Source organism: Amycolatopsis acidiphila, from assembly GCF_021391495.1.
In the GTDB taxonomy this organism is placed as follows: domain Bacteria; phylum Actinomycetota; class Actinomycetes; order Mycobacteriales; family Pseudonocardiaceae; genus Amycolatopsis_E; species Amycolatopsis_E acidiphila.
This window is the reverse complement of sequence record NZ_CP090063.1, coordinates 1,157,185-1,181,204: the sequence shown is the minus strand read 5'-3', so window position 1 is coordinate 1,181,204 and position 24,020 is coordinate 1,157,185. Positions and strand designations below refer to the sequence as shown.

The 24,020-nt window shown below is 67.7% G+C and carries 22 protein-coding genes; 11 read left to right on the top strand and 11 right to left on the bottom strand.

What is annotated here, in order from left to right; genetic code table 11:
- The first annotated feature begins 18 nt into the window (after positions 1-18).
- Positions 19-588 (top strand): carboxyl transferase domain-containing protein, encoded by a 570-nt coding sequence (locus tag LWP59_RS05755; RefSeq protein WP_229858086.1) that lies wholly within the window; start codon positions 19-21, stop codon positions 586-588.
- A gap of 257 nt (positions 589-845) precedes the next feature.
- Here the strand turns inward: LWP59_RS05755 and LWP59_RS05750 are convergent, their stop codons facing one another.
- Positions 846-2,630: a sigma-54-dependent Fis family transcriptional regulator gene (locus LWP59_RS05750; protein ID WP_229858088.1), complete on the bottom strand. Its 1,785-nt coding sequence runs from the start codon at positions 2,628-2,630 to the stop codon at positions 846-848.
- A gap of 182 nt (positions 2,631-2,812) precedes the next feature.
- Between LWP59_RS05750 and LWP59_RS05745 the strand changes: the two genes are divergently transcribed.
- From LWP59_RS05745 to groL, 8 genes are all read left to right on the top strand, one after another.
- Positions 2,813-4,450, top strand: a complete 1,638-nt coding sequence (locus tag LWP59_RS05745) for a ferritin family protein (protein ID WP_144636227.1) — start codon at positions 2,813-2,815, stop codon at positions 4,448-4,450.
- 65 nt (positions 4,451-4,515) lie between these two features.
- The gene (locus LWP59_RS05740) at positions 4,516-5,562 is read left to right on the top strand and encodes an FAD-binding oxidoreductase (RefSeq protein ID WP_144636230.1); all 1,047 of its coding nucleotides are present in this window, start codon (positions 4,516-4,518) and stop codon (positions 5,560-5,562) included.
- 19 nt (positions 5,563-5,581) lie between these two features.
- Positions 5,582-6,694, top strand: coding sequence for an aromatic/alkene monooxygenase hydroxylase subunit beta (locus tag LWP59_RS05735; RefSeq protein ID WP_144636232.1), 1,113 nt, complete (start codon positions 5,582-5,584; stop codon positions 6,692-6,694).
- Positions 6,695-6,699: 5 nt separating this feature from the next.
- Complete coding sequence (mimD, locus tag LWP59_RS05730) at positions 6,700-7,038, top strand: propane 2-monooxygenase effector subunit MimD (protein WP_186383157.1); 339 nt, start codon at positions 6,700-6,702, stop codon at positions 7,036-7,038.
- Positions 7,039-7,132: 94 nt separating this feature from the next.
- Positions 7,133-8,137 (top strand): amidohydrolase family protein, encoded by a 1,005-nt coding sequence (locus LWP59_RS05725; protein WP_144636237.1) that lies wholly within the window; start codon positions 7,133-7,135, stop codon positions 8,135-8,137.
- On the top strand, positions 8,137-8,868 hold the full coding sequence (locus LWP59_RS05720) for an iron-sulfur cluster assembly protein (RefSeq protein ID WP_144636239.1): 732 nt from the start codon (positions 8,137-8,139) through the stop codon (positions 8,866-8,868). Before LWP59_RS05725 ends, LWP59_RS05720 begins: the two co-directional genes overlap by 1 nt.
- On the top strand, positions 8,865-9,890 hold the full coding sequence (locus tag LWP59_RS05715) for an NAD(P)-dependent alcohol dehydrogenase (protein ID WP_144636241.1): 1,026 nt from the start codon (positions 8,865-8,867) through the stop codon (positions 9,888-9,890). The genes LWP59_RS05720 and LWP59_RS05715 overlap by 4 nt, the downstream gene beginning before the upstream one ends.
- Before the next feature lie 19 nt (positions 9,891-9,909).
- Entirely contained in the window at positions 9,910-11,559 is a 1,650-nt protein-coding gene (gene groL, locus LWP59_RS05710) for a chaperonin GroEL (protein ID WP_144636244.1), read from the top strand.
- A 49-nt stretch (positions 11,560-11,608) separates the two neighbouring features.
- Here the strand turns inward: groL and LWP59_RS05705 are convergent, their stop codons facing one another.
- A complete protein-coding gene (locus LWP59_RS05705) occupies positions 11,609-11,788 on the bottom strand; it encodes a hypothetical protein (protein ID WP_233921975.1) in 180 nt (59 codons plus the stop codon).
- Positions 11,789-11,931: 143 nt separating this feature from the next.
- Here LWP59_RS05705 and LWP59_RS05700 point away from each other — a divergent pair, with 143 nt between their 5' ends.
- The gene (locus LWP59_RS05700) at positions 11,932-12,360 is read left to right on the top strand and encodes an enoyl-CoA hydratase-related protein (protein ID WP_144636246.1); all 429 of its coding nucleotides are present in this window, start codon (positions 11,932-11,934) and stop codon (positions 12,358-12,360) included.
- Between the two features lie 252 nt (positions 12,361-12,612).
- Here LWP59_RS05700 and LWP59_RS05695 read toward each other — a convergent pair whose 3' ends face one another.
- From LWP59_RS05695 to LWP59_RS05685, 3 genes are read right to left on the bottom strand one after another with little or no spacing between them, the layout of a single operon-like run.
- Complete coding sequence (locus LWP59_RS05695) at positions 12,613-13,638, bottom strand: acyl-CoA dehydrogenase family protein (protein WP_144636249.1); 1,026 nt, start codon at positions 13,636-13,638, stop codon at positions 12,613-12,615.
- Complete coding sequence (locus LWP59_RS05690) at positions 13,635-14,753, bottom strand: acyl-CoA dehydrogenase family protein (protein ID WP_144636252.1); 1,119 nt, start codon at positions 14,751-14,753, stop codon at positions 13,635-13,637. Before LWP59_RS05690 ends, LWP59_RS05695 begins: the two co-directional genes overlap by 4 nt.
- A 48-nt stretch (positions 14,754-14,801) precedes the next feature.
- A complete protein-coding gene (locus LWP59_RS05685; protein ID WP_144636255.1) occupies positions 14,802-15,584 on the bottom strand; it encodes an enoyl-CoA hydratase/isomerase family protein in 783 nt (260 codons plus the stop codon).
- Between the two features lie 443 nt (positions 15,585-16,027).
- Between LWP59_RS05685 and LWP59_RS05680 the strand changes: the two genes are divergently transcribed.
- The gene (locus LWP59_RS05680; RefSeq protein WP_186383152.1) at positions 16,028-16,792 is read left to right on the top strand and encodes an enoyl-CoA hydratase/isomerase family protein; all 765 of its coding nucleotides are present in this window, start codon (positions 16,028-16,030) and stop codon (positions 16,790-16,792) included.
- A gap of 361 nt (positions 16,793-17,153) precedes the next feature.
- Here the strand turns inward: LWP59_RS05680 and LWP59_RS05675 are convergent, their stop codons facing one another.
- From LWP59_RS05675 to LWP59_RS05650, 6 genes are all read right to left on the bottom strand, one after another.
- Positions 17,154-17,915 carry a FadR/GntR family transcriptional regulator gene (locus LWP59_RS05675; protein ID WP_191334852.1) on the bottom strand — a complete coding sequence of 254 codons (762 nt, stop codon included), beginning with the start codon at positions 17,913-17,915 and terminating at the stop codon, positions 17,154-17,156.
- Between the two features lie 311 nt (positions 17,916-18,226).
- A complete protein-coding gene (locus LWP59_RS05670; RefSeq protein WP_222425474.1) occupies positions 18,227-18,988 on the bottom strand; it encodes an enoyl-CoA hydratase/isomerase family protein in 762 nt (253 codons plus the stop codon).
- A gap of 136 nt (positions 18,989-19,124) precedes the next feature.
- On the bottom strand, positions 19,125-20,159 hold the full coding sequence (locus tag LWP59_RS05665; protein ID WP_144636277.1) for a phosphotransferase family protein: 1,035 nt from the start codon (positions 20,157-20,159) through the stop codon (positions 19,125-19,127).
- A gap of 20 nt (positions 20,160-20,179) precedes the next feature.
- A complete protein-coding gene (locus LWP59_RS05660) occupies positions 20,180-21,736 on the bottom strand; it encodes a class I adenylate-forming enzyme family protein (RefSeq protein WP_186383153.1) in 1,557 nt (518 codons plus the stop codon).
- A 22-nt stretch (positions 21,737-21,758) separates the two neighbouring features.
- A complete protein-coding gene (locus tag LWP59_RS05655) occupies positions 21,759-22,523 on the bottom strand; it encodes an enoyl-CoA hydratase/isomerase family protein (RefSeq protein ID WP_144636283.1) in 765 nt (254 codons plus the stop codon).
- A gap of 18 nt (positions 22,524-22,541) precedes the next feature.
- A complete protein-coding gene (locus LWP59_RS05650) occupies positions 22,542-24,011 on the bottom strand; it encodes an aldehyde dehydrogenase family protein (protein WP_186383154.1) in 1,470 nt (489 codons plus the stop codon).
- Positions 24,012-24,020: the final 9 nt, after the last annotated feature.

The following is a 24,020-nucleotide window of genomic DNA, read 5'->3' as shown; positions in this document are numbered from 1 at the left end:
CCACAGGACGTCGGACCGATGCCGGTGCAGGTGCCCAACGGCGTGGTCGACGTGCTGGTCCCGGACGAGGCTGCCGCCGTCGCGACGGCTCGTGTCTACCTGCGCACGGTGACCGGAGTGGCCGCCCAGGACGTCGCCTGCGCGGACCAGCGCATGCTGCGGAACCTCGTCCCGGAGAACCGGGTGCGGGTCTACGACATCCGGCCCGTGCCGGAGACGTTGTTCGACACCGGCAGCGTGCTGGAGATCCGGGCTGCCTTCGGCACCGGGATCGTCACCGCCTTCGCGCGGCCGGCGGGCAGGCCGGTCGGCGTGCTGGCGAACGATCCGGGACATCTCGACGGAGCGATCGACGGTGACGCCGCCGACAAGCCGACCCGCTTCCTGCGGATCTGCGACGAGCACCGGCTGCCCGTGGTGTCGCTTGTGGACACCACGAGGTTCATGGTCGGCCAGGAGGCCGAACGCACCGCCACCGTCCGCCGGTTCGGGGAGACGTTCGTGGCCGGGGCACGGCTGTCCACGCCGCTGGTCGCGGTGGTGCTGCGCAAGGGCTACGGCGTCGGCGCCTTGGCGCCATGGCGGTGACCTGCTCGCGACCGCGCTGACCGTGGCCTGGCCGACCGGTGAGTTCGGTGGCATGGGCCTGGAAGTCGCGGTCCGGCTGGGCTACCGCACGGAACGCGACACCATCACCGATCTGCGGGCACGCCGCGACCGGTACGAGGAACTGCTGGCCGGCTACTACGAACGGGGTAAGGCGCTCAGTGTGGCCACCGTCGACGTGACCGACCCCGCGGACACCCGCGAGGTGTTGTCCAGGGCCCTCGGCTGCGCCGGACAGGTCACGGGCCGGGGACGATGCCGAAGGCCCGGATCTTGCGGTAGATGGTGGCGCGGGACATGCCGAGGTCGGCCGCGGCCCGTTCCTTGTTTCCGTCGTTGGCCGCAAGGCTGCGGACGATGGCGTCCCGTTCGATCGATTCGAGCTGGGTGAGCTGGCGCCGCATGACCGTCCGGCATTCCGCGGGCAGGTCGGCCACCTCGATCTTGCCCGAGCGGTGCCGCCGCGAGACCTCGGCCAGCATCCGGTCGAGCTGGCGGATGTTGCCCGGCCACGGCAGCCGCATGAGCTGGCGCAGGCACGCGTCCGACGGCTCCAGATCGCGGCTCTTCGCGTGGCGGGCCAGCAGATGCGGCACCAGGCGGCGCACGTCTTCGATCCGGTGCCGCAGCGGCGGTACCTCGACGGTGTGGGCGAAGAACGGCATCAGCCATCCGGCGGCATCCGGATCGCGCCGCACGTCGCTGAGGGTGACGGCCACCCACACCGGGGCGTGCGCCGGGGGCGCTCCCTGCCACATCGTGAACAGGTCGGTGAGCCGCCGCATACCCTCGGTGCCGAGCGTGTCGGCGTGGCGCAGGATGACGGCGGGCGAATGGCCCCCGGCGACCTCCTCGTCCAGCGCGGCCGCCCACTCCTCGTAGTCGTCGACGCCCTCGCAGTCCCGCACGAGCAGGGTGCCGCTCGGTGCATGGTGGCGTGCCACGGCCGTGGCCAGTGCGGTTTTGCCGGTGCCGCGCTCGCCGGTGAGCACCAGCCAGCTTCCGGCGGTGAAACTCGCCTCCGCGGCGGCGCAGGTCTGCCGCCAACCGGGACTGCCGCCGACTACCCCGGGCAGGCTCAGCTCGGGTTGCGTGGCCGTGCGCCGCGAGGCGGCCTGGTTCTTCACCCGGAACAACCCGCCGGCGAGCGTCGACCCGCTGTACACGGGCCGGTATTCCAGCCGGGCGACCATCCCGGAAGGCAGATCCGCCAGTACGGTGACCGGCTTGGACGATCCCGCGACATCGCCGCTGTGCGTGATCAGAGCCGAGCGGTCAGCCACGTCGTAGAGCTCCTGCGCCTGGTTGTTGACCATGACCACGTCCTCGTTGACGGCCAGTATCGCGCCCGATCCCCGCTGACAGGCGGCGAGGTACTCGCGCAGCAAAGCCAGTTCGCGGGCGCCGACGCCGGCGAGCATCGCCTCCTCGATCTGCTTGGCCGTGCGGCGCGCCAGCGTCAGCAGCAGCGGGCCGGGGGTGCCCGACCAGGACGTCAGATCGAGTACGCCGACCAGGTGACCGCGCACGGGGTGATGGATCGGCGCACCGGCGCATTCGAACTGGGCGAGGCCGCTGTTGAAATGCTCGAATCCGGACACCAGCACCGGCTGCTGGCATTCGAGCGTCGTGCCGATCCCGTTGGTCCCGATGGAGCTCTCGGCGTAGCTGTAGCCGGGCGCGAGCAGGATGCGGTCCAGGCCGCTGTCCAGGCTGCGATCGACGGTGGTCCTGCTGACCACGAGCCCGTCGGAGTCGGTGAGCAGGATGGCGACCGGAGGGTCGCCGAGTTCCGAGGCGAGGTTGTCCAGCACCGGCTTGGCGCTGCGGACCAGGAGACTTTCGCCGTCGGGGTCGGCGACGAAGACGGGGTCGGGCTGGTCGGTGTCGACCCGGTGTTCGAGCGCGCGGCGCCAGGACGCGGAAATGATGTCCCGCACGCCGGGGAGTTCGGGCAGGGGTCGCGAGAGAAACTTCTCCCGCAGGACGCTGATCTGCGAGTTGGCCCCGTGTCCTTGCGTCACCACCGTCTCCTTCGACGTCACGCGCTGTTCGGTGCGCTCATTGGCCCACGGCAGCCATCGTGACGGCTGCCCCGGGTTACCGCAGTCTCACAATGAGACAGAAGTTACCTGCGATCCGCAACACACTCTTCTCCGTCAGTGACGACTTCCGGCGGCCAGACCCCGGTTTCAAGGAGGCTGAATTGAGCAGGCAAAGTCTCACCAAGGCGCATAACAAGATCACCGAGTTGTCGTGGGAACCCACCTTCGCAACCCCGGCGACGCGCTTCGGCACCGACTACACGTTCGAGAAGGCGCCGAAGAAGGACCCGCTCAAGCAGATCATGCGGTCGTACTTCCCGATGGAGGAGGAAAAGGACAACCGCGTCTTCGGCGCGATGGACGGCGCGATCCGGGGCAACATGTTCCGGCAGGTGCAGCAGCGCTGGCTGGAGTGGCAGAAGCTGTTCCTGTCGATCATCCCGTTCCCGGAGATCTCCGCCGCGCGGGCGATGCCGATGGCCATCGACGCGGTGCCCAACCCCGAGATCCACAACGGCCTCGCGGTGCAGATGATCGACGAGGTACGGCACTCGACGATCCAGATGAACCTCAAAAAGCTGTACATGAACAACTACATCGACCCGGCCGGGTTCGACATCACCGAGAAGGCGTTCTCGAACAACTACGCGGGCACCATCGGCCGCCAGTTCGGTGAAGGGTTCATCACCGGTGACGCGATCACCGCGGCCAACATCTACCTGACCGTCGTCGCGGAGACCGCGTTCACCAACACGCTGTTCGTCGCGATGCCCGACGAGGCGGCCGCCAACGGCGACTACCTGCTGCCCACGGTGTTCCACTCGGTGCAGTCGGACGAGTCCCGGCACATCTCCAACGGCTACTCCATCCTGCTGATGGCGCTGGCCGACGAGCGCAACCGCCCGCTGCTGGAGCGCGATTTGCGCTACGCCTGGTGGAACAACCACTGCGTGGTGGACGCCGCGATCGGCACCTTCATCGAGTACGGCACCAAGGACCGCCGCAAGGACCGCGAGTCCTACGCCGAGATGTGGCGTCGCTGGATCTACGACGACTACTACCGCAGCTATCTCCTCCCGCTGGAGAAGTACGGCCTGGTGATCCCGCACGACCTGGTCGAGGAGGCGTGGAACCGGATCACCAACAAGTTCTACGTCCACCGGGTCGCGCAGTTCTTCGCCACCGGCTGGCCGGTGAACTACTGGCGCATCGACGGCATGACCGACGCCGACTTCGAGTGGTTCGAGGACAAGTACCCGGGCTGGTACAGCCAGTTCGGCAAGTGGTGGGAGGCCTACAACCGGCTGCGCTACCCGGGCCGGAACAAGCCGATCGCGTTCGAAGAGGTCGGCTACGAGTACCCGCACCGCTGCTGGACCTGCATGGTGCCCTGCCTCGTCCGCGAGGACCTGGTGGTCGACAAGGTCGACGACCAGTGGCGGACCTACTGCTCCGAAACCTGCGCCTGGACCGACAAGGTCGCCTTCCGCCCCGAGTACGAGGGCCGGGAGACCCCCAACATGGGCCGGCTCACCGGCAAGCGCGAGTGGGAGACGCTGCACCACGACCGCGATCTCGCCGACATCGTCAAGGACCTGGGCTACGTCCGCGACGACGGCAGGACGCTGATCCCGCAGCCGCATCTGGACCTGGACGACCCGAAGAAGCTGTGGACGCTCGACGACCTCCGGGGCATCCGGTTCGCCAGCCCGAACGTCACGCTCAACCAGATGACCGACGCCGAACGCGAGGAGTGGGCCGCGGCTTACCGCGCCAACCCCAACGTCACGGCCGCCTGACGGTCTTCTAGGCCCGCGGACGGCGGCGAACCTCGCCGCCGTCCGCCCCGAGAATCGAGAGATCAATGGCCGACAAGCATCGCATCTCCTTCGAACCGGTCGACATCGAGATGGAGGTCGGCGAGGACGAGAAGATCCTCGACGCCGCGTTCCGCCAAGGCATCCACCTCATGCACGGATGCCGCGAGGGCCAGTGCTCGGCGTGCAAGTCCTACGTACTGGACGGCGAGATCCAGATGGAGCGCTACTCCACCTTCGCCTGCAACGACGCGGAGGTCGAGGAGGGCTTCGTGCTGCTGTGCCGGGCACACGCCTTCAGCGACTGCACCATCGAGCTGCTCAACTTCGACGAGGACGAGCTGCTCAACTCCGCCCCGCTGCAGGAGATCCGGACCGAGGTCGCCGAGATCGTGCCGCACACGCACGACATCGTAGGCCTCAAGCTCAAGCCGGTCGACCCGCCGGCGTACGAGTTCAAGCCAGGCCAGTACGCGGATCTGACCATCCCCGGCACCGACGAGCACCGGTCGTTCTCGATGGCGACGACGCCGTCAACGTCGGACCACATCGAGTTCGTCATCAAGAAGTACCCGGGTGGGGTGTTCTCGTCGCTACTGGACGGGGGCATCGCGGTCGGCGACACGATCGAGCTGAAAGGGCCGTACGGCAACTTCACGCTCAAGAGCGGGCACGTCCTTCCCCTGGTGCTGATGGCGGGCGGGGCGGGGATGGCACCGGTGCTCGGCCTGCTGCGGCACCTGAGCGAAACCGGCGACACCCGCCGGATCCGCTTCTACTACGGCGCCCGCACCCCGGCGGATCTGTTCTACCTGGACGAGATCCGCGCACTGGGTGAACGGCTCGCGGACTTCGAGTTCGTCGTCGCCCTTTCCGAATCGGACGCGGGCATCGAGGACCTCGATGTCACGGCCGAGCAGGGCATGGTCACCGATGTGGCCGAGGCCCGCGAGCCGGAGCTGCACCGGACCGAGGTCTACCTGTGCGGGCCACCGCCCATGGTGGACGCCGCGCTGGAGCTGGCCGCGCGCCAGGGCGTACCCGACGACCAGGTCTTCTACGACAAGTTCACCACATCGGTTCGTGACGAGTAGATATCAGAGGAGATATCACATGGCGAGCAGCGCAACGCCTGCGCCGAAGGTGCGTAGCTTCCCCAAGGTCGAGTTCACCGACTCCGAAGCCGGTGCCCTGGACTTCCCCAGTTCGAAGAGCCGCACCTACAACTACTTCAAACCGGCCAAGCTGCGGGCGACCGTGTACGAGGACGTGACCGTCGACGTGCAGCCGGACCCCGAGCGGCACCTCAGCCAGGGCTGGATCTACGGCTTCGGCGACGGCCCCGGCGGCTACCCGCAGGAGTGGACGGCCGCGAAATCCTCCAACTGGCATGCCTTCCTCGATCCCAACGAGGAGTGGGAACAGACCATCTACCGCAACAACTCCGCGGTGGTGCGTCAGGTCGCCCTGTGCCTGGAGAACGCCAAGCGCGCGGGTGGCTACGGAAACTGGAACACCGCCTGGCAGAAGTTCATCTCGCGCAACCTCGGTGCCTGGATGCACGCCGAGAACGGGATGGCGCTGCACGTGTTCACCTCGATCCAGCGTTCCGGGCCGACGAACATGATCAACACGGCGGTGGCGGTCAACGCGGCGCACAAGATGCGCTTCGCCCAGGACCTCGCCCTGTTCAACCTGGACCTGTCCGACTCGCTCGAATCGTTCGACGGCTCGGCGCACAAGGAGGTGTGGGCCTCGGCCGAGGAGTGGCAGCCCACCCGCAAGGTCGTCGAGGAGCTGACCGCGGTCGGTGACTGGGCCGAGTTGCTGTTCGGCACCAACGTCGTGTTCGAGCAGCTGGTCGGTCAGCTGTTCCGCTCCGAGCTGGTCATGCAGATCTCGGCCAAGAACGGCGACTACATCACGCCGACCATTGTCGGCACCGGGGAGCACGACTACAGCCGAGACCTCGGCTACACCCGTGCCCTGTTCCAGCTGCTCACCCGCGACGAGAAGTTCGGCGCGAGCAACAAGGAGCTGTTCGGCCAGTGGCTCGCGAAGTGGGTGCCGCCGTGCCTGGAAGCGGCGCACGCGCTGCAGCCGATCTGGTCGCAGCCGGCTGAGAAGACGGTCACGTTCGCCGACTCGCTCGCCGCCACCACGGAGAAGTTCACCCAGCTGCTCGACGAGATCGGGCTCGACGTTCCCAAGGAGTTGACGAAGTGAGCGAAATGCAGTTCGGTTCGCATGCCGGATCCTCGAACATGTGTGGTGTCACGCTGATGAACACCCCGGTGGGGCGGGTCGTCGCCGACGTGATGGCGACCAAGGAGGGCGTCTCGCTGGTCGAGTACCCGTCCATGATCCGGGTCGACGGCACCAAGCTTCTGGAGTTCGACTACGACGAGCTGACCGAGGCACTCGGTCAGCCCTTCGACGGCTCGATCTTCGAAGAGATCAGCTCGACCCACTACGGGCGCATGGTGCACCTGGACGACCGCACGCTGCTGTTCGCCAACCCGGAGGACGCCGCCGACTACATCGGCTTCGACCTGCTCGCACACGGCTGAGGCCGGACAACCGATCCCGGTGGTGGCGGGGCCCTCGCTGGGGGAGCCCCGCCACCACCCTTCCAGTACGCACCCCACACAGCGAGAGGTTTCCATGTACGAAAAGGACGGCGAGAGCTACTACATCGTGGACGGGCACGTTCACATCTGGGACGGCCGTGCGTCGAACCACAAGAACGTGCACGGCAAGGAGTTCATCGACTGCTTCTACGACTACCACCGCAATCTCAGCCCCGAAGACGTCATCTGGGACTACGACACCTACACCTACTACGGCGCCGAGCGGTTCATGAAGGACCTTTTCGCCGAGGGTTATGTCGACCACGCGATCTTCCAGGCGACCCTGCTGTCCGACTTCTACCACAACGGGTTCGGCCAGACCGAGGAAGCGTTCGGGCTCGCCCGGCAGCACCCGGAGAGGCTGACCTACAACCACGCCTACGACCCGCGCAACGGCGAGGCCGGGCTGGAGCAGCTGCGGCGCGACGCCGAGCGGTTCAACCTCAAGGGCGTCAAGCTCTACACCGCGGAATGGCACGGTGACTCGCGCGGCTACAAGTTGGACGAACCGTGGTCGCGCCGCTACCTCGAAGAGTGCCTGGAGCTGGGCATCACCAACGTTCACGTCCACAAGGGACCGACGATCAAGCCGCTGGACCGGGACGCGTTCGATGTCGCAGACATCGACAAGGTCGCCACCGACTACCTCGACCTGAACTTCATCGTGGAGCACGTCGGGCTGCCGCGGCTGGAGGACTTCTGCTGGATCGCCACGCAGGAGTCCAATGTCTACGGCGGACTGGCGGTCGCGATGCCGTTCATCCACGCCCGGCCGCGCTACTTCGCGCAGATCATCGGTGAGCTGCTGTACTGGATCGGCGAGGATCGCATCCTCTTCGGCAGCGACTACGCGCTGTGGACGCCGAAGTGGCTGGTCGAGAAGTTCGTGGACTTCCAGATTCCCGAGGACATGCCGGAGTACCCGGCGATCACCCCGGAACAGAAGAAGAAGATCCTCGGGCTCAACGCGGCCTCGCTGTACGGCCTCGACGTGCCACGACAGTTCCGGCTGCCCGCGGCCTCGGGGGCGGGTGTGTGATGACGGCGACGGTCCAGACCGTGGAAACGGAAATCCTCTCGGCGCTGGCGACGGTGCTCGACCCCGAGCTGGACGAACCCGTGACCGAGCTGGGCTTCGTCCGGTCCGTGGCGATCGACGACGAGGGGGTGGAGGTGCACCTGCGCCTCCCCACTTCCTTCTGTGCGCCCAATTTCGCGTACCTGATGGTCGCCGACGCCTACGACGCGCTGGCGGGAGTCCCGGACACGGGGCGGGTGCGGGTGCTGCTGGACGACCACCATGACTCCGACAAGATCAACGCCGGCACCGCCGCGGGGCTGGGCTACGTCGGGACTTTCGGTGTGGAGGCCGAGGAAGGCCTCGACGAGCTGCGCCGCACGTTCCAGCGCAAAGCCCACGTGGCCGCGATGGAACGCTGCTGCCGCGCGGTACTGGCCAGTGGTGCGTGGACGCTGGAGGAACTGCCGCTGCTCGAACTTTTCGACCTGCCCGAGGACCGGCTGAAACTGGCCCTGCTCCGCCGCCGCGAGGCCATCGGCCTGCTCAACCACTCGCACGCCCGGGTGCTGGTCGGTCACGACGGCGAGCCGGTCGCGAAGTCGGATCTGAAGCTGTGGCTGCGGCTGGCGGCGACCACCCGGGTGTCCATCGAGGGCAACGCCCATTTCTGCCGGGGACTGCTCGCCACCCGCTACGCCGATCCGGTGGGCGCCGCCCCGGTCATCACCAATTCCAGGAGTCACCCATGAAAGCCGCACAGGTAACCGGCTACCACCGCAAGCTCGAACTGCGCGACGTCGACGAACCGAAGATCACCGGTCCGTTCGACGTCGTGGTCAAGATCGGTGCCGCCGGGGTGTGCCGCACCGACATCCACATCCTCGAAGGCCAGTGGGCGGAGAAGTCCGGCGTCACCCTGCCGTACACGATCGGGCACGAGAACGCGGGCTGGGTGCACGCGGTCGGCGACGCGGTGACCAACGTCGCGGTGGGGGACAAGGTGATCCTGCACCCGTTGATGACGTGCGGGCTGTGCCGCGCCTGCCGTCTCGGAGACGACGTGCACTGCGAGAACTCGCGGTTTCCCGGTATCGACACGCATGGTGGGTACGCCGAGTACCTGCTGACCTCGGCGCGTTCGTGCGTGAAGCTCGACGACAGCCTGGAGCCCGCCGATGTCGCCGCGCTCGCCGACGCCGGTCTCACCGCGCAGCACGCCGCGGCGAAGGCGGCCGGGTTCCTGCGTCCCGGTGAGGTCTGCGTGATCATCGGCGCGGGCGGCCTCGGCCACATCGGCATCCAGTGCATGAAGGCGATGAGCGCGGCCACGCTCGTCGTCGTGGACCGCAACCCCGCGGCGCTCGAACTGGCGCGGCAGGTCGGCGCCGACGTCACCGTGGTGGCCGACGGCAGCCACGTCGACGAGGTCCTCGAAGTGACGGGCGGGCACGGCGCGGAGGCCGTCATCGACTTCGTCGGCGAAGGCGGGTCAACGGCCGAAGGCGTGCGGATGCTGCGCCGTGCGGGCAACTACTACGTCGTCGGCTACGGCGAGAACATCAACGTGCCGACCATCGACGTCATCTCGACCGAGATCAACTTCATCGGCAACCTCGTCGGGTCCTACACCGATCTGCAGGACCTCATGGTGCTCGCCGCGCAGGGCAAGGTGAAGCTGCACACCGCGCGGTACGGGCTGGCGGAATTCCAGCTGGCCATCGACGACCTGAACGCGGGCAAGGTTCGCGGCCGGGCGATTCTCGTTCCCTGATCAGAAGAAAGGAAGCATCATGGCGAAGGAGCTGCGATTCAGCGTCGACGCGCGGCGCCAGCTGGAGCTGGGTGTCAACGCGCTGGCCGACGCGGTGAAGGTGACGCTGGGACCCAAGGGCCGCAACGCGGTGCTGGAGAAGCTGACGGGGCCGCCGACGATCACCAACGACGGCGTGACCATCGCCCGCGAGATCCAGTTGGCCGAACCGTTCGCCAACATGGGGGCGCAACTGGTCAAGGAAGTCGCGATGAAGACCAACGGCGCGGTCGGCGACGGCACCACCACCGCGACGGTGCTCGCGCAGGCGATGGTGCGGGAAGGGCTGGCCGCGCTCGGCGAGGGCGCGAATCCGATGCGCGTGCGCCGCGGCATCGAGGAGACCGTCGAGGCGGTCGTGGAGTGGCTGCGCAAGTCCGCGACCCAGGTGGCGGGCGAGGCGGAGCTGGAGCGGATCGCGACGCTGGCGGCGAGCGACGACGAGCGGATCGGCCGGGTCATCGGGCAGGCGCTGGCCGCGGTCGGCCGCGAAGGCGTCGTCGAGGTGGAGGAATCCGGCGAACCCGGGCTGAGCGTCGAGCTCGTCGACGGGATCGAGCTCGACCACGGCTACACCTCGCCGTACATGGTCACCGACCGCGAACGGATGGAGGCGTCCTACGACGACGCGGTCATCCTGCTGACGAACAAGAAGATCAGCCAGGTGCAGGAGCTGATGCCGACCGTGGAGGCGGCCCGCAGGCTGGACCGGCCGCTGGTGATCCTCGCGGAGCACGTCGACGGGCCGGCACTGCAGATGATCGTCAGCGGCAACGTGCACGGCACCTGCCCGGCGGTCGTGGTGCGCGCACCCGGCTTCGGGCACCGGCGGGTCGCCGAGCTGGAGGACCTGGCCGCCGCGCTCGGCGGACGGGTCGTCAGCGAGGACTCGGGCGTCACGCTGACCGAGGTCACCGAAGCCGACCTCGGCCGCTGCGAGCACATCACGATCACCGAGGAGACGACGACGATCATCGGCGGTGCCGGTGACGAGGCGCTCGTGCGGGCCCGGATCGGCCAGCTGGACAAGCAACTCCAGCGCGCGCGGATCGAGCACGATCAGGACAGCCTGAAGCTGCGCATCGCGCGGCTGTCGGGCCGCATCGCCGTCGTGCGCGTCGGTGCGGCCACGAGTGTCGAGCTCAAGGAGCGGATGCTGCGGGTCGAGGACTCGCTGGCGGCGGCCCGTGCGGCGCTGGAGGAGGGTGTGGTGGCCGGCGGCGGGGCGCCGCTGGCGCAGGCCGCGCGGTGCGTGGATCTGGTCGGCCTCGACGCAGACGCCGCGCAGGGACGCGAGATCGTGCGCCGGGCACTCGGGGAACCGCTGCGGTGGATCGCGTCCAACGCGGGCTACGACGGCGGTGAGGTCGTGGCACGGGTGTCCGAACTGGACAACGGGGGCGGGTTCGACGCGCTGACCGGCGAGTACGGCGATCTCTTCGCCGCCGGGGTGGTCGATCCGCTCAAGGTGACCCGTTCGGCGCTGGAGAGCGCGGCGTCGATCGCGGCGCTGCTGATCACCACCGAAACCGCCGTGGTGGAGCAGGTGCTGGTCAACCCGGGTGCGATCATCGCCCCGGGCACCGGCGATCTGGCCGAGGGCATGGTGCGGCCGTCGAACATCTACTAGACAAAACCGCGTCCGGTGCTTTCGCGAGCACCGGACGCGGTTTTGTCATTCACGGTGTCAGGGCCTGGATCTGCCATCCGGTGTCGAGGAGCCGGCGGCGTGCGCGCTCGAGGCAGGGCCGGTGTTCCTGGTCGGGCGCTTCGTCCTGGCTGCCTTCGCCGCGCACGACTTCGGTGTCCGCGTCGTCTTCGCGGCGGTCCGTCGGCGGCACTTCGCTCACTGTCCACATCGGCCACTCCATGTCTTCTCGGTTTCCCCAACGATCGCGCACGGCCGCGCCCCGGGCGGTCTCACTTTGAGACACGACGTTGCCCGGTTTCGTTCTAATCTCGGGAAAGTGTGCGGGCCGGATCGCCATGAGGGAGCTGTTCGATGCTTGACCTGAGCTACGACGACAGGGCGATTGTGGTCAGAATGCGCCCAGCGCCGGCACTGACTGCCGGACTGCTGGAAAGCCTGCTGGCCGCGATCGCCTACGTGGGCCCGGAACGCGCCGTCGTGCTCACCGGCACCGGGGCGGTGTTCGCGCCCGACCTCGAGCCGACGGCCGAGGCCCAGCAGTACCTGCCGCGGGCGCTGGCGGCGCTGCGTGCGCACCCGGTGGCGATCGTGGCGGCCATCAACGGCGACGCGGTGGGGGCGGGGTACGCGCTCGCGCAGGCGGCCGACACGAGGATCATTTCCGGAGGCGTCATCCGGTTCGCGGCCCGCAGTTACACCCCGTCGGCCGCCGTCGCCGCCGGGCTGGCCGAACGCAGCTGCGCGCCGGAGGAGCTGATCGAACTCGCCCTGTCGCGCTAGTTGAACTAGCGGAAGATCCACGAGTACGGGATCGTCACCCCCGGCAAGAGAGTCTGCGCTGGCCTGAAGGATCTTTCACCTGCCGGACGCCACGGCGGCCGGCCAAAACGCTCGGTGTTCGCTCGATAGGACGGCACGGCCGGGTCACCGTCGGGCACGTCACTCAACTGTCCCTCGTGCACCTGATCGTGCTCAAGCGAGGCCGCCACTCGTCTCCCCCGTTGCCCTGGGGAACGGCCGGCGCTAGCTGGTTCACCCGCGACAGCGCTCGGACTCCACTGTGGATGTCGACGACGCGGTCAACCGTGTCCACACCTCATGCTCTCCCCCTTCGCTGGCGTACGCGCCGAGGACCGCACACCAGTCACGCTCAGTGGCAAGAGCGTCCCGCCATGCCCATAGGCGCCGCGTGTAGTGGTGCAACGGGTGCTCCTGCGTGATGCCGATGGCCCCGTGCAGCTGGTGAGCCAACCTCGCGATCTCGGTGGCCGCGGCTGCGGTGGTGATTCGCGCGATGGCGACGCCAGCGGAGTCCGCGGTGCCACCCGCGCTTGCCAGCGCGGCATCGGCCTGCATGAGGTGAACTCGCATCGTCGCCAGATTCGTGGCCACTGCCGGCAATTTCAGCAGTGGTGCGTCGAACTGGCGCCGTTGCGCGACATGACTCTTCGTCAACCGGTAGGCCCCGTGTGCCGCGCCGGCAACCGCGGTCGACCACAGCAACGCGAGGCGATCCCGGATCGCCGACACCGGTGGGCTGCCCACGATCGGCGTGACGGGCGTCTGTGCGAGCACGACCGTGTCGCGCGGCTCGCCAGCGATGTTGTCTTCGGCGTGGACAATCACCGATTCGTGCCGGAGATCGACCGCCACAGCAACATCGTCAGCCATGCAGAGCACGAGCCGGTCGGCGTTGCGGGCCCACGGCACAGCGGGAAACTCGCCCGTGACTCGGTCGGCCGGCGTGGGCGACGAACTGCCGGCAAACGCGATTGTGGCCCACGAATCGTCCCGGTGTTCACCGAGTACCCAGTCCGCGACCGACGCCTCGACGATCGGTAGTCCGATTCCGTGGGTCCCCAACGTGTGCACAAGCACGAGAAGATCGCTCAGGGTGCCGCCCGATCCCCCGAATTCCTCCGGGACACCGACCTGTGGCAACCCCAGTTCGCGAGCCCGCTCCCACAGCCGCAGCGCTGCGGCCGGTGTCCCTCCATCGGTCGTCCGGGCTACCAGATCGCCAACCAGGTCACGCAGGTCGGCGGCTAGTTCACTCATGCTCGTGTCTCCTGCTTTGCGATAAGGGACAGCAGTACCTCGGCGGATCCGCCGCGAAGTCCGAATCCCGGTGAGGCCAGTAGTGCCTGCCCGAAGCTGCTGCTCATCGTCGGTTCCCGGCCCAGCTCGGTGCGACGCAGCGCTTCGATCACGTCGCGTTCGAACGCGTTGCCGAGATATTTCAGGGCCGCTGCCTGCTGCACCGGGGCCTGCCCGGAATCGAGCGCGCGCGCGACCTCCCAACACAGCTGGCGCAGCACAGCAAGGCGAGACACCAGCGACCCGACCACGACCCGCAGTTCCGAGTCGCTCTGCTGTGCGGCGTGGGCGACCATTTGCGCGAACACCGGATAGCTCGACAGTACCCGCTCGGCGCCGCCACGCTCGAATGACAGTTGCTCAACTACCTGTCGCCATCCAGCGCCGATCTCGCCGATCACCCGGTGTGCGGGGATGAACACGTCCTCGAACCGGACCTCGTTGAAATGGTGCTCCCCCGCGAGATCGACGATCGGACTGACCATGACTCCGGCGGCGCCCATGTCTACGACAAACTCGGTCAGGCCGTGGTGTTTGCGCTCGGTCCGCTCGGTGCGGGCAAGCACATAGGCGTGGGTGGCGCGATGCGCATGGCTGGTCCAGATCTTGTGCCCGTTCAAACGCCAGCCACCGTCCGCCGGCGTGGCGGTGGTCCGCACAGCCGCCAGGTCGGAACCCGCCTCCGGTTCGCTCATACCCAGGCAGAAGATCGCGTCCACGGACACGATCTGCGGCAGGATCTCCTCCTGGAGTTCGCGTGAGCCGTGCCGCAGGATCGCGGGACCGATCTGGCGATCCCCGATCCAGTGCGCCGCGACCGGCGCCCCGGCACGAAGCAGCTCCTCAGTGACGGCCAACCGCTCAACGTTGCTGCGTTCGCCGCCACCGAACTCGGCCGGCCAGGTCATGCCGATCAGCCCCCGTGCGGCGAGCTCCTTGCTGAACTCGAGATCGAACGCGCGCAGCCACGCATCGCTGCGCGGCGAGTACCGCCCCTGCGAGCGCCAGGCCGACGTGACCGACCTGACCTCGTCTCGCAACGCGGCGCAACTCTCCTGGGGCGCAAAATGATCCACAGTGACCTTCTCCCAAACAGTGACCAAGAAAGAGATTCCGGCTCCCTACTACCGCCCGACGTACGCCCCAACACGCCCGTCCTGAAATGCCGCGAATGCTTCCCGCGAATCACGGGTCGACGTGACGACCGCTTGATGCGACGAAATCAGGTCCAGGGCAGTGCGCAGGTCGTGCCGCGCACCCTGCCGAACCGCCCGCTTGATCATTTGGATCGCGACCGGAGGTCGCTTGGCGAGTCGTTCCGCGTAGGCATACACCTTGGCCATGAGGTCGGCGTCGTCGTGGAGCCCATCGATCAACCCCATGCGCAGTGCTTCCTCTGCCTCGATGAAGTCGCCGCTCCAGAGCAGTTTCAACGCCGTCGAGGTGCCGACAACCCGCGGGAGCAGCCAGCATCCCCCGTCGCCGGGCACCAGGCCGACCTTGATGTAACCCTCGCAGAACCTGGCTCCGCGCGATGCGAAACGCAAATCGCACAGCAAGGCCATGTCCATGCCCGCACCGACCGCTGGACCAGCTATCGCCGCGAGAACGGGCTTGTCGACCTCCTCCAAAACCAGCGCCACTCGATGCACTCGTCGGGTGAGCAATTCCTTCTCCGCCAAGGGATCACGCTCTTCACCCTTGAATTCGGACAGGTCAACGCCCGAGCAGAACGAGCCTCCCGATCCAGTCACCACGATCACCCGGACTTCCGGGTCCCCCTGCGCATCTACCAGGGTGGCCGCCCACGCATCGACCATCTCGAGGGTGAACGCGTTCTTGCGGTGCGGCCGGTTCAGCCGAATCGTCGCGACGTTCTCGCGCACCTCATACTCCAGATCGGCCAACGTCATTCGCTCCTCAAGTGTGCCGAGCCCGCCCTGCGGACCCGGGTGTCCAAAGTGCTCCACACCCCAACAGACGATCGAGGTCCGTAGCCGGGAAATCGGGCCCCACCAGCACCTCCACGGTGTACTCACCCCGCATTGGCGCGGGGCGCGAAGTGATCGGCGCCGTCCGGGGTGTTCACCGCGGCAGGTCCCGGTGCAGCCCGCGCCGGCAAGGACCTGACCATCGCGCTATCGATGGCCCAGACCGTTGTCACCATCGCGTTGTCGAGTATACTGATTCTATTCATTAGCAACGAGGTTGCCAAGCCTACGACCGAGTACGTCAGCCAGCCGAGCAGTTAGGGGTGCCAGCCGGTGAGGTCCTTCCCGATGGTCAAGAACATGCACGACGGCGCTCCCGTCGCCTGGCGCGGGCTCGATCGAGCAGAGGGCGACGAGCAGTGAGGGCCGCCCACGAAGCGATCGCCCGCGTCGATGTTTCCCACGAGGGCCGTGTCGCCGTCGTCACTTTGTCAAACCCGCCGGTGGGGGCGTTCTCGCTCGAACTCATCCGCGCGCTGCACGAAGCCGTCACCTTGCTCGCGCAGCAGCATCCGCCCGCCGTCGTCTTCCGCTCCGGGATCGCGCGCTATTTTGGCGCTGGCGCCGATCTAGCGGTGGTCAGGGGCGCGAGCCCGGCAGATTTCCGGGCCTACGTCGAGGCCGTCCGGGGCGCCGTCGAAGCGGTTGCCGGCCTCCCCTGCGTGACGCTCGCCGCGATTGACGGCATGGCGCTCGGGGGCGGGCTCGAGCTTGCGCTCGCCTGTGACCTCCGCTTCGCCAGCTCACGCTCGCGCCTCGGATTGCCCGAGGTCAGGCTTGGTCTCCTGCCGGGCGCCGGCGGGACGCAGCGGCTCACGCGCCTGATCGGCCGGACAACCGCCATCGAGATCATGCTCTCGGGGCGCCAGGTCGAGGCGGCTGAGGCGGCCGCCCTGGGTCTTGTCACTCGGATCGCCGACCCGGCGGACTCGGCGGCCATCGAATGGGCCTCGCGCTATTGCGAGAATTCGACACGAGCGGGGGAGGCGATCATCCGCTGCGTCGAGGCAGCCGGGTCAGACCCCGCCCTCGGGGCGGCGCAGGAGCTCGAGGAGATCGTCGCGCTATTCGCGGGGGACGAGGCGACAAAGCGGATCCGACGCTTCTTCGAGCGGCGCGACTGAGCGCGGATTCAGCGACGGACCTCGAGTGATCGTCTCTTGTAGTCCCGGCCCAGTTTTGCCCGGTCACGGCTGTCCGGCAGCTGCGGGAACCCTCGGCCGGTGCCCGGAACGCGGTTCGGCCCTGGGCCGGGCTGGGCCGGCTGAGGTGCTTCGCCGAACAGGCGCATCCACCCGGTCGGCTCAGGGCCAGCGCCTCGGCCCGCAGGCGGACGCCGCGGGCCGTGGTGGGACCTCGGTGGCGATGGTGCTGGAGCTGTCGTCGCGCCGTGGAGCCGCTGGGGCCGGTCCCCCTCGCTATGGATGGACCTTCAGCAAGCCGCATCCCCCCGATCGGGGGACACTTCCCCGGCTGGGTGCCAGCTCAGCCGAGTGCCGTGGCCCGGTGGGTGGCGGGGCGATGCCACGCCGAGCGCGGGATGATCCACTCGTCGAGCCGGCCGAGCTCCGCCATGTCCTCGCGGAAACGCTCAAGATGCCAGCGCATCGCATTGCGCGCCTTGGTAGCGTTGCCCGACGCGATCGCCTTCGCGATCTTCTCGTGAGCCGACCGGGTCTGCTCCCAGGCGTCGTCGGATAGCGCCTCGAGCGTCACATGCTGCTCGAGCACCTCGTGCAGCGACGCCACCACGATGTGGTAAAGCGCGTTCCCCGACGCTGCCGACACCTGGACGTGGAAGTCGACGCTCTCGGGGACCTCCGCGTCCCGTGGCAAGGTCGAGTCGAGGAGCACCTTGCGCTGCTCGTCGGTGATCATGGTCGCAGCCGCAGCGGCGGCGTCCGGCTCGATCGATAGCCTGAAATCGAAAAGCTGCCCGAGCGAGGCGCCGCGCAAGGCGACCATCGTCGCCAGCGACCGGCTGAAATGCGTGGGGTCGGGGTGGCGCACCGTAATACCGCCCCGCGGGCCGCGCTTGATGGTGATGAGGCCTTCTGCGTCGAGCAAGCGGAGCGCCTCGCGGACGGTCGCGCGGCTGAGGCCATGCTGCTCGACGAGCTCACGCTCAGAGGGCAGCCTCGTGCCCGCAGGGAGGGCATCACCGATGATGCTCGCGCGGATGTCGTCGGCGAGCATCTCGCCAGCCTTGGGGGGAAGGATGGACGGACGGGCGACGGAATCGGGCACCGTGCTCCCCGACATCTACGACACCACGCCAAGCACTCGGGCGCGGTCGCGAGGTATCAAAATGGTCAACGGCAGCGGGTTCTGACGGCCCGCTGCACGCCCTTGACTACTGCGCTGCGTCACGGCGTGAGCCAGGACAGGAGGAAGGGATGCGAGGCGGACGGCTCGGGACAGCCCGTGCGATTTGACGCTCAACAAAGCTTCCACGCCCCCGGAACTGTTCCTAGTCGCTGCCCAGTTAGCACCATGTTCAGCTCTCTTCGCTTGGTTGTCATCATAACTTTATTATCTCGATCATTGCCTCGACGCCTCTAGCCTCCGATGAAGCGAGGCGGGCGCTTCTCGACGAAGGCGGCGACGCCCTCCCCAAAGTCGGCTGACTCCGTCAGGCGCTGCTGGATCGAGGCCTCAAGTTCCATCTGTTCGGCCATACGCCCGAACAGCCAATGGTTCAGCTGCCGCTTGATGCCCGCGTAGGCGAGCGTCGGCCCGGCGGCCAGCCGCATGGCGAGCTCGTGTACGCAGTCGTCGAGATCGTCGTCGGCGTAGACCGCGTTGATGAGGCCGCAATCCACCGCCTCATCCGCGCCGAGGCGCTCGCCCAGCAGCGCGAGGCGTGCCCCGCGGGTGAACCCCACCCGGCTCAGGACGAACGCCGACGCCCCACCATCGGGAACTAGTCCGACGTTCACGAAAGCGAGCATGAAGTAGGCGCTCTCGCAGGCCACGACGAAGTCGCATGACAGCGCCAGCGACATGCCCACACCCACCGCGGGCCCCCGGACTGCAGCCACCACCGGCTTCGGCATCTCGCGGATGCATGCGGCCGCGGGATGAAACCGTTCACTGAGCACGTGGTAGAGGTTCGGGCCCCCGGACCGGGTCCGCACGTCGTCGTCGCGGACGCTCCTGAGATCGGCGCCCGAGGAGAACGCGCGGCCGGCGCCGGTCAGCACCACCGCGCGGACGCCGTCGTCTGCCCCGACGTGACGCAGCGCCGCGAGGAGGTCCTCCCCCAGCTGGCGATCGAACGCGTTCAGCGCCTCCGGTCGCGCGAGGCGGATTGTCGCCACCCCTGCGGACAGCTCGAGGTCGACCGTTGCGAGCCGCGGCGGGGATCCGCCCCGACTCACGACCACCGTCCGACGACCGTCGCCATTTCCCACCCGTTCCCTTCAATGCGGTGAAGACTAATTCGACTCATCATACCTATTCCATCGACAGTTCGCCCCGGGCGGCCCGCAGTCCACGGCGCGCCCAGCGCATGACGGCCTGCTCAAGGCCCGCGAACTTCGGTTGGCTCCGGTCGCCTTCCAGGTAGCGCCGGTACGAGCCTTCCATGATCGCCGCAAGCTTGAAGCCGGACAACGCGACGTACCAGGGCAGCGCGTCGACCGAGAGCCCCGTGCGCTCGGCGTAGGCCTGGGCGAGCGCTGCGCGCGGGGGGAACGGGCTGCCCGCGCGGATCGCGTGCTCTCCAAGCTCAAGGTCGTCGTGGTCGTCTCGAGTGAGAAAGAACACCAGCCACCCCAGGTCGACCAGTGGATCGCCGGCGGTGGCCAGCTCCCAGTCGAGCACGGCTGCGATCTCGAGCGGCTTGCCCGCCGAGAACATGACGTTGTCGAGCTTGAAGTCCCCATGCACGGCCGACAGGCGTTGGGTGGCCGGTCGGTTCCGCTCGAGCCACCCGGCCAGCTCCTCGACCTCTGGAATGGGCCGCGTCCTGTTGGCGGCCCACAGCTTGCGGAAAAGCGCCAGCTGGCGTTCGAGGTAGGCGCCGCCGTTACGGCGGCTCGACATCAGCTCGGGCGCGACATCGGAGAGCGCGCCGAGCGCGTCCACAAGCAGGGCGGCAGCCCGCGTGCCGTCCACCGTCGCTCTTGCCTGTTCCGGCATGTGTCGCTGCAGGACGAGCCCTTTGACGCGCTCCATCACATAGAACGGCGCCCCGATGATCGCCGCATCCTCACAGAGGGCGAGCGGCTTGGGGACGGGGATCTCCGTGTTGGCCCACATCCGTTCGAGGATGCGGAATTCGTGCGCGAAGTCGTAGGCGCGCGACGAGCTGACGGCCTGTGGTGCTCGGCGCAGGATCGCCTCCCAGCCGTCCCCACCGATCGCATACGTTAGGCACGACAGGCCACCGCTGAGCCGCTCCACCGACGCGAGCTCAGCGGCCGCAGGCATCGCGTCGCGCAGGAACTGCCGGAGGCGCTCGATCGGGACTTGGTCGTCGTCCGCCACGTGTGTCGTCGAAGCGCCTGTCAATGTCGGGCGCCGTCCACCGAGAGGCGGTCCCAGCACGCGGTCTGATCCGGAAGCGCGCGGAGCTTGAAGAGCTGGACCTTGCCCGTGGTGCTCTTGGGCAGCTGGCCGACGAAGTGGATATAGCGTGGCACCTTGAAGCTGGATAGCCGCTCCTCGCACCAGCGTACGATCTCCTCCGGCTCAAGCTCCGAGCCCGCCGTGCGTACCACGAAAGCTTTGACCTCCTCGGTCCGGATGGGATCGGGCACCCCGATCACAGCGCACTCGACCGTGGCCGGATGTGACGTGATCACGTTCTGTACCTCCTCTGCCGCGACGTTCTCGCCCGAGCGCTTGATCATGTTCTTCACGCGCCCCTCGAAGAACAGCCGGCCTTCGGAGTCGAGCCGACCAGCGTCGAGCGTGTGCAGCCAGCCGTCGCGCAGCGTAAGAGTGGTCTGCTCCGGGTCGCGCCAGTAGCCGCGCATCAGCGAGTCGTGCTGGATGCAGATTTCCCCGACCGAGTCCGGTGGCAGCTCCTCGCCGGAGGCATCGACGATCTTGAGCTTCCCGTCTCCGAGTGGCCAGCCGACAAGCTTCTCCTCATAACGGTCATAGAGCCTGCGAGTGAAAGTCCCGATCCCACTTCCCTCGCTGAGCGCCCACGTTGTCGCGATGTCCACGCCGAAGCGACCCGAGAACTTGGTATCGCGGTAGTGCGAGCAGACAAGCTTCAGCGGGTGGGAGCGGTCGTCGGGGGCCGGGGGCGGTGTGAGCAGCATCGCCATGTGCGCGGGCATCAGAAGCCCGCCTGTCGCGCCGGACTCGTCGACATCGCGCCAGAACCGGGTGACGCTGAACTTGCGCTGCAGCATCACGCCGCTCCTGGCGGCGATCGCCGGCGCAACGCAGTAGTGCAGCCCGCCGACATGGAACAGCGGGAGCACGCAAAGGACCACGTCATCCTCGCGATACTGCAGCTGCTCGGCCATCAGTCGCCCCGCGGCGGCGAAGCCGCGGTGCGGTAGCACGGCACCTTTCGGCTTGCCTGTCGTACCGGACGTGTAGAAGATGCCAAGGTCATCATCGCCGGAGACGACGACATCGGGCCGGGGACCGTCGAGATGGGCCAGCTCGTCGAGCGTCAGGCACTGGGGGCCATCGGCGCTGGCCGGAGCCCTCTGGTAGCCGGTATCGGGGTCCGGCAGCAGGAAGACGCGCCGGAATCCGCCGAGGAGCTCCGCGTTCGCGCCGCTCAGCTCCGCGAGTTGGGTGGCATCCGTGACCAGGAAGGTCGAACCGGAGTGGGTGAAGACGTACTCGATCTCGGGTGCCTTCGACCCGTCAATGATGGGCACGAACAGCGCGCCCAGACGCACGACGGCGAGGAAGGCGACGAAATAGTCTGGCGAGTTGCCCGCGAGGAAGGCGACCCGATCGCCCTTCGCGACGCCGACCTTGCTCAGCCCACCGGCCACCGCGTCGGCCCGGGTAACGACGTCGCCGTAGGTCAGCCACCTTCCCTCGAAGAAGATGAAGCGTCGCTCCGGCGATCGCTCGGCCTGTGCCGACATCCAATCCCATGCTGAATCACGGTCACGCATCGTCGCGCTCGCTCTCCCTGGTATCGGTCTTTCCGGTCCGCGTCTCTCCGAGCACCGCGAGCAGCGCCGCCGCGCGGTCCAGATGCGCGGCGAACGACTCCTCACCGGCGATGCCGACCAACGACTTCAGCCGGCTTACTCGGTCTCGCCCGTGCCCGGCGATCGCCCGGCACGTCGCTGCGACCGCCGACCGCAGCTGGTCGTCGGCGTAGACGTGGTTGAAAATGCCCCACTCGGCAAGCTGGGAAGCCGGGTGGCGTTCGCTTGAGACGAGCAGCTCCAGCGCGCGGCTCGTCCCAACGAGACGCGCGAGGTGCCACGGGGCGCCGGCGGCGGGCACCAGGCCGACATCGAGATAGCCACCGCGGACGCTCGCCGACGTAGCGGCGAACCGCAGGTCGCAGGCCAGCAGGAGGTCGAGCCCAGCGCCGACGACGGCACCCTCCACGCACGCAACCGTCAGCAGCGGGGAGTCGAGCAGGCGCCGGAACAGGGGTTGGATTCCGGTCTTCAAGTAGCGCTGCCGCTCGGCGCCGGTCCACGCATGCCAGCTGCGAAAGCGGTGGACGTCTCCCCCACCACAGAACACGCGGGGGTGGCCCTCGATGACGAGGACGGCGGCGTCCTTCCCCTGCTCGAGCTCGTCGATCCAGCCGATCAGCGCCGCGATCAGGTCGTCGGAAAGACAGTTGCCGCGCTCCGGCTGGTTCAGCCGGGCAACTGCCACGCCAGTAGTGTCTATCTCCCGCTCGAGCATCGTGATCGCACTCCGTGATTACTTGGCTCGCGTGCTCCGGATCTGGAGGTCGGCGAACTCCTCAAGGCCCCATGGCCCGAGCTCACGCCCGTTGCCACTCTGCTTGACGCCACCGACACCGCCAACATCGAAGATCGCAAAGGTATTGTGGTTGTTGACGAAGACAGTGCCCGCCTCGATCGAACGACCTAGCGCCATGCCGCGCTCGGCGTCCTCGGTCCAGACGGACGCCGCGAGCCCGAACTCGGTCGCGTTCGCGAGTCGCAGGGCCTCGTCCTCCTCGTCGAACGCGATGATCGGCACAACTGGACCAAATTGCTCGTCCGTGACGATCGGCGCATCGCTGTCGACATGGGTGATGAACGACGGGCGTACGAACCAGCCGCGCTCGAAGACCTGCGTGTCGTGGACTTTCCCGGTCTCCCTGACGGTCGTATCAGCGCCCCTGCTGCGCTCGATGAGGTTCTGAATCCGGTCACGCTGTGCCTTGGTGACGACAGGGCCGAGGTTCACCTCCGGCTCCATCCCATCCCCGACGACGTAGTAGTCGTCGGCGCAGGCGACCAGCTTCTCGACGAGCTCATCGTGGCGCGAGCGGTGGACGTAGATCCGTTTTATCAGCTGGCAGCCCTGTCCGGACGTGGAGAAGATCGCTTGCAGGATCCGGATGCACTGCCGCTTGTCCAGCGCCGCGTCAGCGAGGATCAAAGCCGGGTCGTTCCCACCGAGCTCGAGCACGACGTGTTTCAGCGACGCGGCCGCCGCGGCCATCACCTTGCGACCGGTCGCAATGCTCCCGGTGAAGGACACTGTTCGGACTGCGGGATGCGTGGTGAGGACCGAGGCAACCGAGTCGGGCCCGAACACCGCGTTGACCACCCCGGGCGGCAGCGCGCTCGCGATCGCGTGCACCACCTTCGTGACAGCGAGCGGTGCGAGCGGCGAGGCCTTGACGACGACCGTGTTCCCCATCAGCAGGGCCGGGACGAGCTTCAGCGCCAGCTGAGCGACCGGCCAGTTGAACGGGACGATCAGGGTGGTGACGCCGCGAGGGGCCCGCGAGACCACCACGTCGCCGCGCTCGTCGGAGATCCGCTCGTCGATCATCCGCTGGAAGTGCGGCTCGTACTTGCCGAGGGCCACGCCGGGAAGCGCGACCTCGGACTCGGACTCGCGGAGGTTCTTCCCCATCTCGCGCGTGATGAGGGGCGCGAGGTCGGCGGCGAACGCCTCGATTCCCGACAACGCCTGGCGAACGTGCATGAGCCGCTCGCCGCGGGGAGTAGCCGCCCAGCCGGGAAGAGCCGCGGCCGCCGCCTCAATTGCGGAGATCGCGATCGTCTCGTCGGCTTGCACAATCCTGCCGACACACTGCTCGGGATGGGCGGGGTTGCGCACCTCGTGGAGGGAGTCGGACCAATACTCCCGACCGCCTACGAGGAGCGGCGTGTCGTCCGCGACGGTGGCCGCTTGGGCTTCGACATTCACGATATGGCC